Origin of the sequence: Dysosmobacter sp. HCP28S3_G4 (genome assembly GCF_052065175.1) — a bacterium.
Taxonomy (GTDB): domain Bacteria; phylum Bacillota; class Clostridia; order Oscillospirales; family Oscillospiraceae; genus Oscillibacter.
The window spans coordinates 70,365-79,398 of the sequence record NZ_JBQHUP010000005.1; the positions used below are offsets into that span (position 1 = coordinate 70,365).

Genomic DNA, 9,034 nt, shown 5'->3' on the forward strand with positions numbered 1-9,034 from the left:
GGAGGTGCGTCATGCCTCATATTGAACAGCTCTCCTCTCACGTGGCGGACCTCATTGCCGCCGGTGAGGTGGTGGAGCGTCCCGCCAGCGTGGTGAAGGAGCTGGTGGAAAACGCCCTGGACGCCGGGGCTTCCGCCGTGGTGGTGGAGACCCGCCGTGGCGGCATGGGCCTCATCCGGGTGACGGACAACGGCTGCGGCATCGCTCCGGAGGAGCTGCCCACCGCCTTTCTCCGCCATGCCACCTCCAAGCTCCGGACGGAGAGCGACCTGGGCAAAATCGGCACTTTGGGCTTCCGGGGCGAGGCCCTGGCGGCCATCTCCGCCGTCTCCCGGCTGGACATCGAGACCCGTCAGTCCGGCGCCTCCGCCGGATCGGCCCTCCATCTGGAGGGCGGTGTGCCCGGCGAGGTGCTGCCCGCCGGTGTGCCGGAGGGGACGACGCTGTACGTCCGGGATCTGTTCTACAACACCCCCGCCCGGCTGAAGTTCATGAAAAAGGACACCGCCGAGACCGCGGCGGTGAACGGCCTGATGCAGCATCTGTCCCTGTCCCATCCCGACGTGTCCTTCCGCTTCATCAAGGACGGCGCGGAGGCCCTCCACACCCCCGGCGACGGGAAGCTGGAGTCCGCCGTCTACGCGGCCCTGGGCCGGGACTTCGCCAGGGGGTTGATCCCCGTTCAGGGGCGGGGCGGCGACATCGCCGTGTCCGGCTTCGTGACAAAGCCCCTGTGCGGCCGGGGTTCCCGGGGAATGCAGATCTTCTTCGTCAACGGCCGGTTCATCAAGTCCCAGCTGCTGACGGCGGCCCTGGAGGAGGGCTACCGCAACCAGATCATGAAGGGCAAGTTCCCCGGCTGCGTGCTGTCCGTCACCATGCCGGTGACGGCGGTGGACGTCAACGTCCACCCGGCCAAGACCCAGGTGAAATTTGCCCGTGAAAAGGATGTTTTCGACGCCGTGTACCACACGGTGCTGGACGCGCTGGACGCCGATGGCGTCCCGGAGCCGTCCCGGCCCGCGCCAGTGGAGAAGACTGTGAATCCCCGGCAGGACTTCTTCCAGTCCATGGACGCCGGGACTTTCCGGCAGAAGCAGGCCCAGCGCCCCGCCGGGACGCCCGCCGTTCCCGCGCCGTCCCCTGTGCCCCGCCGTCCCCTGTGGGACACGGAGCTGCGGGCAGGCGCCAAAGTGTCGGACATTGACCGGGCCAGTCCGGTGTATGCCGCCCGGCGGACACCCCCGGCGCCGGTCCATATGGAGCGGCCCGTTCCCACTCCGCCCGCTGTCTCCGCTCCGGAGCGCCGGACGGAAACAGCGGCTCCGCCGGTCCCTGTCTCCCCGGCCCGGATGCCGGAGAAGCAGGACGCCCCGCCGCCCCGGCCCTTCGTCCCCGCCATTCCGGAAGTGCGGCAGACGACGCTGGATCTGCCGGGGCAGACCGCCATGGAGCCCCCGGCTCCCGCGCCCTGGCGCATCGCCGGGGAGGTGCTGCACACCTACATCGTCTGCGAGGCGGAGGACGAGACCGTCTGGCTCATCGACAAGCACGCAGCCCATGAGCGCATCAACTTTGACCGTCTGAAAGCCGCCCAGACGCCCCCCATGCGCCAGCAGCTCCTCCAGCCCATCGCGGCGGCGGAGCTGGAACGGGAGGACGCGGCGCTGCTGCTGGAGAATCTGCCGGTGCTGGAGCAGTTCGGCTTTGCCTGCGAGGACTTCGGCGGCGGGACGCTGCTGATCCGGGAGGTCCCGGCGGACATCGACGCCGGAGACGCCGTGGCCACCCTGGAGGAGTTCGCGGAGAACCTGCGGACGGGCCGGGATCCGGCGGAGCGCCGGGAGAACCTGCTCCACACCATGGCCTGCAAGGCCGCCATCAAGGCGGGAATGCACTCCGACGAGCGGGAGCTGCGGGTGCTGGTGGACAGGGTCCAGTCCGGGGAGATCAAATACTGTCCCCATGGCCGCCCCGTGGCGGTGAAGCTGACAAAATACGAGCTGGAAAAGATGTTCCGGCGGGCGTAAAGAGGGGGACCATATCTCTCTTTCCCCCTTCCCTTTTATGAGGGCATCCCCGCAGGGACCGGTGTCCTCACCGGCCTGTATAAGGGGCGCTGTACATCTTTTCAAACTCTCATTTGAATGCAGAAAGGAGCGTGGGACCGATGTCCCCCAAAATCGTCTGCGTGGTCGGCCCCACGGCCTGCGGAAAAACCAGACTGGGCGTGCTGCTGGCCCAGAAATTCAACGGAGAAGTGGTCTCCGTAGACTCCATGCAGATCTACCGGGGCATGGTCATCGGCACCGCCGCCCCCACGCCGGAGGAGATGGAGGGCATCCCCCATCACATGATCGGCGTGGCGGAGCCCACGGAGCAGTGGTCCGCCGCCCGGTACGCCCAGACCGCCATCCCCATCGTGGACGGCATTCTGGCCCGGGGAAAGCTGCCCATTCTGGTGGGCGGCACGGGCCTGTGGCTGGACGCGGTGGTGCGGGGCCACGGCTTCGCCGCTGGCTGTGCCGGCGGGGCCGTCCGGGCGCAGCTCCAGCATGAGCTAGAGACCGGCGGCATTGCCCCCCTGCTGGAGGAGCTTCGGCAGGCGGACCCGGAGGCGGCGGCCAAGCTCCATCCGTCGGACACCAAGCGCATTCTCCGGGCGCTGGAGGTCTGGCGGGAGACCGGAAAGACCATCTCCGCCCACAACGCGGAGACGAAGGCCCTGCCCTCCCGGTACGACGCGGTGTATCTGGGCCTTCAGTTCGCCGACCGGGAGGACATGAAGCGGCTCATCGACCGCCGGGTGGACCGCATGGCGGAGGACGGCCTGCTGGATGAGGTCCGGGCGCTGCTCGCCTCCGGCGTCCCCAGGGACGCCACAGCCCTCCAGGCCATCGGCTACAAGGAGTTTCTGGGTGTGCTGGAGGGCACCGCCTCCGAGGCGGAGGCCCTGGAGGAGGTAAAGCTCCGGTCCCGGCAGTACGCCAAGCGGCAGCTGACCTGGCTGCGGAGAAATCCGGCCATTCATTGGATCTATTGGGAAAAGAACCGGGATTTTGCCCGGGCGCTTCAGATTTCGACGGAAATTCTCACCACTGAGGGCTTACGATAAAGTCCGGAGCGGAGGAAGATTCCCACGATCTCCTCGCTCTGAACAAAGAAAAAAGGAGCGGATGATATGCAGACAAAAGCGAACTTGCAGGACATATTCCTCACCAAGGTGAAGCGGGACCGGGTCCCGGTCACCATGTTCCTCATGAACGGATTCCAGCTGCGGGGCGTCATCGTCGGCTTTGACGCCTTCGTGGTGGTGCTGGACTCCGACGGCAAGCAGCAGGTCATTTACAAACACGCCATCTCCACCATCGCGCCCATCCGTCCGGTGGACCTGACGCCGGAAGGATCCCGCTGATTCCCGGATACACAACGATCACAAAGGAGCGGCTCCATGAAATCCAAATCTCTCGGGACAAAACTGCTGATGGCCCTGGTGTGCCTGGCGGTACTGGCCTATTTCGGTCTCCAGATATGGGGATATTACACCGATCCCCTGACCACGGCGGTGGCCTACAGCTATCAGGCGGAGAAGGGCGCCACCGTCTCCGGCTGGGTGGCCCGGCAGGAACAGGTACTGCCGGATCCCGGCAGCGGCCTGCTGCGTCTGTCCCGTTCCGAGGGGGAAAAAGTGGCCCGGGGCGGCCGGGTAGCGGTGATCTATGCGGATCAGGCCTCCATGGACCGTCAGAACGAGATCAGCGCACTGGAAACTCAGGTGGAACAGCTCCAATACGCCAAGGACTCAGCCCTGAACAGCGAGGCCGCCCTGAAACTGGACAAGCAGATCATGTCCGGCATTCTCTCCCTCCGTCAGGACGTGACGGCGGACCGGCTGGACGCCGCAGACGGCCATATGGCCGCTCTGCGGAGCCTGGTGCTGAAGCGGGACTATACATATGCCGGCGGCGGTGATCTGGACGCCCAGCTGACGGAGCTGACCGCCCGGCTGAAGGACCTGCGGACACAGACGGCCTCTTCCGCCCAGGTGGTGACGGCGCCGGAGGCCGGTGTGTACTCCGCCGTGGTGGATGGATACGAGAGCGTCCTGACGCCGGAGACCGTCACCACTCTGACACCCTCCAGTATCCACCAGCTCCAGTCCACGGGCGAGACCTCCGATCTGGGGAAGCTCATCACCAGCGGCACCTGGTACTACGCCGCCTCCATGGCGGCATCGGATGCGGAAGCCCTGTCTGTGGGCGGCAGCGTCACGCTTCGGTTCGCCAAGGGCGTGGAACGGGACCTGACCGTCCAGGTGGACTCCATCAGCGAAGAAGAGGGCGGCCGGGTGGTGGTCGTGTTCTCCAGTACGCAGTTCCTGTCCGAGGTGACGCTGCTGCGCCAGCAGAGCGCCGACATCATCACCAGTACCGTCTCCGGCATCCGGGTGCCCTCCAGGGCCATCCGCACCAGCAAGACCGTGGTGGACAGCGAGACGAAAGAGCGGACCGTCCAGGAGGGTACCGGTGTGTACTGCGTGGTGGGCATGACCGCCCAGTATAAGCCGGTGAAGGTGATCTACACCGACAGCGACGGCTATGTGCTGGTCCAGCCGGAGGAAGGCGCCTCCGGCAGCCGGCTCATCCGTTCCGGCGACGAAATCATCGTCACGGCCAGGGATCTGTACGACGGCAAGGTCGTGGGCTACGGTTAAGGCACCGGCTCAGCGATACAGCGATCAGGAGACAAAGAGACCCGCCGGCGTCCGGCGGAGAGACAGAAAGGAAGCAAGTCATATGTCCATTGCGGAAAACATTCAGGAAGTCCGGCAGCGCATCGCCGCAGCAGCAGAGGCCGCTGGCCGGGACCCGTCGGAGATCATTCTGGTGGGCGCCAGCAAAATGAATGACGCCGGCGCCTGCCGGGAGGCCATCGCCGCCGGCATCGACGCTCTGGGAGAGAACCGGGTGCAGGAGCTGCTGGGCAAATACGAGCAGAACGCCTATGAGGGCGCGCCCCTCCACTTCATCGGCCATCTCCAGCGGAACAAGGTGCGGCAGATCGTGGGCAAGGTGGTCCTGATCCAGTCCGTGGGATCCCTGGAGCTGCTGGATGAGATCGAGAAGTGCGCCGCGAAGCAGGAGCTGGTGCAGGACATCCTGCTGGAGGTCAATATCGGCGGTGAAGAGAGCAAGAGCGGCTTCGCCCCGGAGGACATCCTGCCAGCGGCGGAGGCAGCGCTGGCCCGCCCCCACATCCGCGTCCAGGGCCTGATGACCATTCCTCCCGTGGAGACGGAGCCCGGCGGAAATATTCCATATTTTGAAAAAGTCCGGGAGCTTTATGTTGACATGAATCAAAAAATGTTCCATAATGAATTGAAATACCTGTCCATGGGCATGAGCGGCGACTTTGAGGAAGCTATCCGGGCCGGTGCCACCATGGTGCGGGTAGGCACTGCGATCTTCGGCGCACGGCACTATGTCTGACAGGGCTGCCCGCTGAAAACGGAGACCGTCCGGCAGGTTCCGCCGGAAATACCGGCGCTCCCCGGAGAAATTGGAGAAATTACGGAATGACAGGGTAGGATGCTGCCCGGTGGGAGGCTATCCATGAGCATTTTGGACGAACTGAAGAAATGGACTCATCCCTATGACGACGAGGATGAGGAATACGAGGACGATTTTGAGGACACAGCCCGGAAGGAGCCGGTGTTTGAGGACCGCCGCGCCCGTGACCGGGCGGAGGACCGTCGGAACAAGGTGGTGAACATCCACGCCACTACCCAGCTGAAGGTGGTTTTGGTGAAGCCGGAGCGGTTCGAGAACGCCTCCGAGATCGCCGACCATCTGAAGGACAAGCGGACCGTTGTCATCAACCTGGAGTCCACCAACAAGGACGTTGCCCGGCGTCTTGTGGACTTTCTGTCCGGCGTGGCCTATGCCGGTGAGGGAAAGATCAAGAAGGTGGCGGCCAACACCTACATCATCACGCCCTACCACGTGGACATCGAGGGCGATCTCATCGACGAACTGGAAAACAACGGCCTGTATTTCTAAAAAGCGGGGGGAGGACCGACCATGCTGACACCACAGGAAGTTTCCAGCCACGCGTTTCCCAAGGCCGTGGTGGGAGGCTATAACATGAGCTCCGTGGACGAGTTCCTGGACGAGCTCACCGACGACTATACATCTCTCTATAAAGAAAACGCGGCTCTCAAGGCCAAAATGAAGGTCCTGGTGGAGAAGATCGAGGACTACCGCTCCACGGAGGACGCCATGCGCTCCACGCTGCTGACCGCCCAGAAGATGGCGGACTCCATCGTCAAGGAGGCGGAGGCCAAGCGGGACCAGCTCATCGCCCAGACGGAGTCGGATGCGCGGGAGAAGATCAGCCACATGCAGGCCGAGGCCGCCACGGTCCAGGAGCGCCTGCGGGCCGGACAGCGAGAGCTGGCGGAATTCATTGCCAGTTCCAAGGATATCTGCTCCAGACAGCTGGCCTATCTGGAGCAGCTGCCTCAGCTGCCGGTGGATGCTCCCGCCCCCACGCCGGAGGACGTGGAACAGCAGAAGGAACAGACCGCCGGAGAAATTGAGCAGAATCTCTATGCCTCTTTCCAGAGAGAAGCGGAGAAGGCGCCTCAGCCGGAGTCTCCCGTCCAGGAGGAGCCGGAGCTCCAGCCGGTCCCTGCGGATGACTATCCCACCGGCGACCCCTTTGCGCCGGACGGCGCCGTGGAGGAGCCCACCCGCAAGATCGATCTGAAAGACCTGAAATTCGGCCGCAATTACACCGGCGAGGATCAATAAACTCTGAAAGCGGCCTGTCAGGGCCGCTTTCTGCTTACCCGCAGAGCGCGCCGGTCCGCCGGCGCCGGTTTGGAGGAGGACACCGCCATGCAAGACCGTCCCATCATCGCCTTCCTGTACGACTTTGACAAGACCCTCTGCACCACGGATATGCAGAATTACGCCTTCATTCCCTCCCTGGGGATGACTCCGTCGGAGTTCTGGGGAAAGGCCAACAGCTTCGGCCGGGCCAACCGCATTGACGGCATTCTGGCCTACATGTACACCATGCTCCGTGAGGCGGAGCGGAAAAACCGCCCCTTCACCCGGGCGGATCTGGTGGAAAAGGGCCGGGACATCGTGCTGTATCCCGGTGTGGCGGACTGGTTCCGCCGCATCAATGAATTTGGCGAGACCCAGGGTGTGGCGGTGGAGCACTACATCATCTCCTCCGGTCTGCGGGAGATCATCGAGGGCTCCTCCATCAGCGGGGAGTTCAAGGAGATCTACGCCAGCGAGTTCTATTACGACGAGACGGGCCGGCCGGTGTGGCCGAAGCTGGCGGTGAATTTCACCGCCAAGACCCAGTTCGTCTACCGCATCAACAAGGGCGTGCTGGACGTGTCCGACGACAAGACCCTCAACGACTCCATGCCGGACAACAGCAAGCGGATCCCCTTCCACAACATGATCTACATGGGCGACGGTCTCAGCGATGTGCCCTGCATGAAGATGATGCGGGCCTACGGCGGCCAGGCCATCGCGGTCTACCAGGAGGACAACCGCCTGGGCGTGGAGGATCTGATGGCCAAGAGCCGGGTGGACTTCATCTTCCCGGCGGACTACAGCGAGGGCACGGCCCTGGACACCACGGTAAAGAACATCATCCGGAAGATGTCCATTACCGACCGGCTGTGGGAGGAGACGGCCCAGCAGCTCCGCAGCATCGGCGGCGACGTCCTGCCCAATCAGGTGGGGCTGTTCTGAGTCCGCAGGCCGCCGCATATCCCTTTATAACATGCGAAGCAGGACTTTGACCGGCGGCAAAGTCCTGCTTTTCTCTTTACTTTCCGTAGCCTTTTTGATAAACTATACGGTATGTATTGATGCGATCCTCCATTTGATCTGGAGCCGCTGATGTTGGAGAGGGCGGCGGCTGCCGCCTGACGAAGGAGAGAGAAAGATGGCATCCACATCCGAATTTTCCCGCACGCTGTCGCTGCTGCGCAAGGAGCGGGGCGTCAGCCAGCGGACAGCCGCGGCAGACCTGGGCATCTCCCAGGCACTGCTGAGCCACTATGAAAAGGGCATCCGGGAGCCGGGCCTTGCTTTCGTGGTGAAGGCCTGCGACTACTATCACGTCTCCGCGGACTTCATTCTGGGCCGTACCCTGTCCCGGGACGGCGCCATGCTGTCAGAGGAGGACATCCTGTCAGCTGCGGACCAGGGCAACGTCCTCCGGGGCAGCGTCATGGCCACCCTCCAGAGCAAGCTGCTGGCAGGCGCCATCGGCGTGCTGTTCGACCTGCTGGGCAAGCTCAACGACAAGGCCGCTATCAACGAGGCCGCCGCCTATCTGGGCACCGCCGTCTATCAGCTGTACCGGCGGCTGTACCGGGCGGCAGGCGGCAACGAGGCCTATTTCTCCGTGGATCCCGCATCCTGCACCACAGGCGCGGCGGCGGACATGGCCCTCAGCGATACCCGGTACGCACAGACGCTCCGGCAGCTGAACGAGCGCAAGGCGGAGTTCCCGCCGGTGTCCGACGAGGCGGTGGCGCAGAACTATCCCGGCCGCAGCCAGAGCATCACCCAGGTGCTCCACGGTGCGGACAGCCGCATCGCCTCCCTGACGGAGAAGTGAGCTGCGGCGGCAAACCTGCGATTTCTGATTTCAACGACGGCGCTCCGCGCCGCCCCGCCTGCGCGGGGGCCTGCGTGGACTTGCCTATGGAGGTTATCCGAACTATGACGAAACAGAGCAACATCCGAAACTTCAGCATCATCGCCCACATTGACCTCGTCGTCGCGGGCTCCGCATCCCTCGCTTCCACCTGACGGCGAAAGCTCACTCACTCCGCCGCTCCTCCTCTCCCCAAAAAGCCTGGCGGCTTTTCGGGGACCCCCTGATTTGATTTCAACGACGGCGCTCCGCGCCGCCCCGCCTGCGCGGGGGCCTGCGTGGACTTGCCTATGGAGGTTATCCGAACTATGACGAAACAGAGCAACATCCGAAACTTCAG

General features: G+C 64.0%; 9 protein-coding genes. All 9 read left to right on the forward strand.

What is annotated here, in order from left to right; all coding sequences use genetic code 11:
* The first annotated feature begins 11 nt into the window (after positions 1-11).
* Positions 12-2,030, forward strand: coding sequence for a DNA mismatch repair endonuclease MutL (gene mutL / locus ACTNBU_RS02575; protein ID WP_441030411.1), 2,019 nt, complete (start codon positions 12-14; stop codon positions 2,028-2,030).
* A 140-nt stretch (positions 2,031-2,170) separates the two neighbouring features.
* Entirely contained in the window at positions 2,171-3,115 is a 945-nt protein-coding gene (miaA, locus tag ACTNBU_RS02580; protein ID WP_441030413.1) for a tRNA (adenosine(37)-N6)-dimethylallyltransferase MiaA, read from the forward strand.
* 66 nt (positions 3,116-3,181) lie between these two features.
* Positions 3,182-3,415: an RNA chaperone Hfq gene (hfq, locus tag ACTNBU_RS02585; protein WP_441030415.1), complete on the forward strand. Its 234-nt coding sequence runs from the start codon at positions 3,182-3,184 to the stop codon at positions 3,413-3,415.
* A gap of 36 nt (positions 3,416-3,451) precedes the next feature.
* Complete coding sequence (locus ACTNBU_RS02590; RefSeq protein WP_441030417.1) at positions 3,452-4,714, forward strand: HlyD family efflux transporter periplasmic adaptor subunit; 1,263 nt, start codon at positions 3,452-3,454, stop codon at positions 4,712-4,714.
* 82 nt (positions 4,715-4,796) lie between these two features.
* Complete coding sequence (locus tag ACTNBU_RS02595) at positions 4,797-5,489, forward strand: YggS family pyridoxal phosphate-dependent enzyme (RefSeq protein WP_441030419.1); 693 nt, start codon at positions 4,797-4,799, stop codon at positions 5,487-5,489.
* A gap of 123 nt (positions 5,490-5,612) precedes the next feature.
* A complete protein-coding gene (locus ACTNBU_RS02600; protein WP_441030421.1) occupies positions 5,613-6,059 on the forward strand; it encodes a cell division protein SepF in 447 nt (148 codons plus the stop codon).
* Between the two features lie 21 nt (positions 6,060-6,080).
* Entirely contained in the window at positions 6,081-6,812 is a 732-nt protein-coding gene (locus tag ACTNBU_RS02605; protein WP_441030423.1) for a DivIVA domain-containing protein, read from the forward strand.
* Positions 6,813-6,899: 87 nt separating this feature from the next.
* Entirely contained in the window at positions 6,900-7,778 is an 879-nt protein-coding gene (locus ACTNBU_RS02610) for an HAD family hydrolase (protein ID WP_441030425.1), read from the forward strand.
* 196 nt (positions 7,779-7,974) lie between these two features.
* Positions 7,975-8,655: a helix-turn-helix domain-containing protein gene (locus ACTNBU_RS02615; RefSeq protein ID WP_441030427.1), complete on the forward strand. Its 681-nt coding sequence runs from the start codon at positions 7,975-7,977 to the stop codon at positions 8,653-8,655.
* Positions 8,656-9,034 lie beyond the last annotated feature (379 nt).

Excerpts from the sequence above, each read along its gene's own strand:
- mutL (WP_441030411.1), top strand. The coding sequence starts at position 12 with ATGCCTCATATTGAACAGCTCTCCTCTCACGTGGCGGACCTCATTGCC.
- ACTNBU_RS02600 (WP_441030421.1), top strand. The coding sequence starts at position 5,613 with ATGAGCATTTTGGACGAACTGAAGAAATGGACTCATCCCTATGACGAC.
- ACTNBU_RS02590 (WP_441030417.1), top strand. The coding sequence starts at position 3,452 with ATGAAATCCAAATCTCTCGGGACAAAACTGCTGATGGCCCTGGTGTGC.
- ACTNBU_RS02610 (WP_441030425.1), top strand. The coding sequence starts at position 6,900 with ATGCAAGACCGTCCCATCATCGCCTTCCTGTACGACTTTGACAAGACC.
- miaA (WP_441030413.1), top strand. The coding sequence starts at position 2,171 with ATGTCCCCCAAAATCGTCTGCGTGGTCGGCCCCACGGCCTGCGGAAAA.
- ACTNBU_RS02615 (WP_441030427.1), top strand. The coding sequence starts at position 7,975 with ATGGCATCCACATCCGAATTTTCCCGCACGCTGTCGCTGCTGCGCAAG.
- ACTNBU_RS02605 (WP_441030423.1), top strand. The coding sequence starts at position 6,081 with ATGCTGACACCACAGGAAGTTTCCAGCCACGCGTTTCCCAAGGCCGTG.
- hfq (WP_441030415.1), top strand. The coding sequence starts at position 3,182 with ATGCAGACAAAAGCGAACTTGCAGGACATATTCCTCACCAAGGTGAAG.
- ACTNBU_RS02595 (WP_441030419.1), top strand. The coding sequence starts at position 4,797 with ATGTCCATTGCGGAAAACATTCAGGAAGTCCGGCAGCGCATCGCCGCA.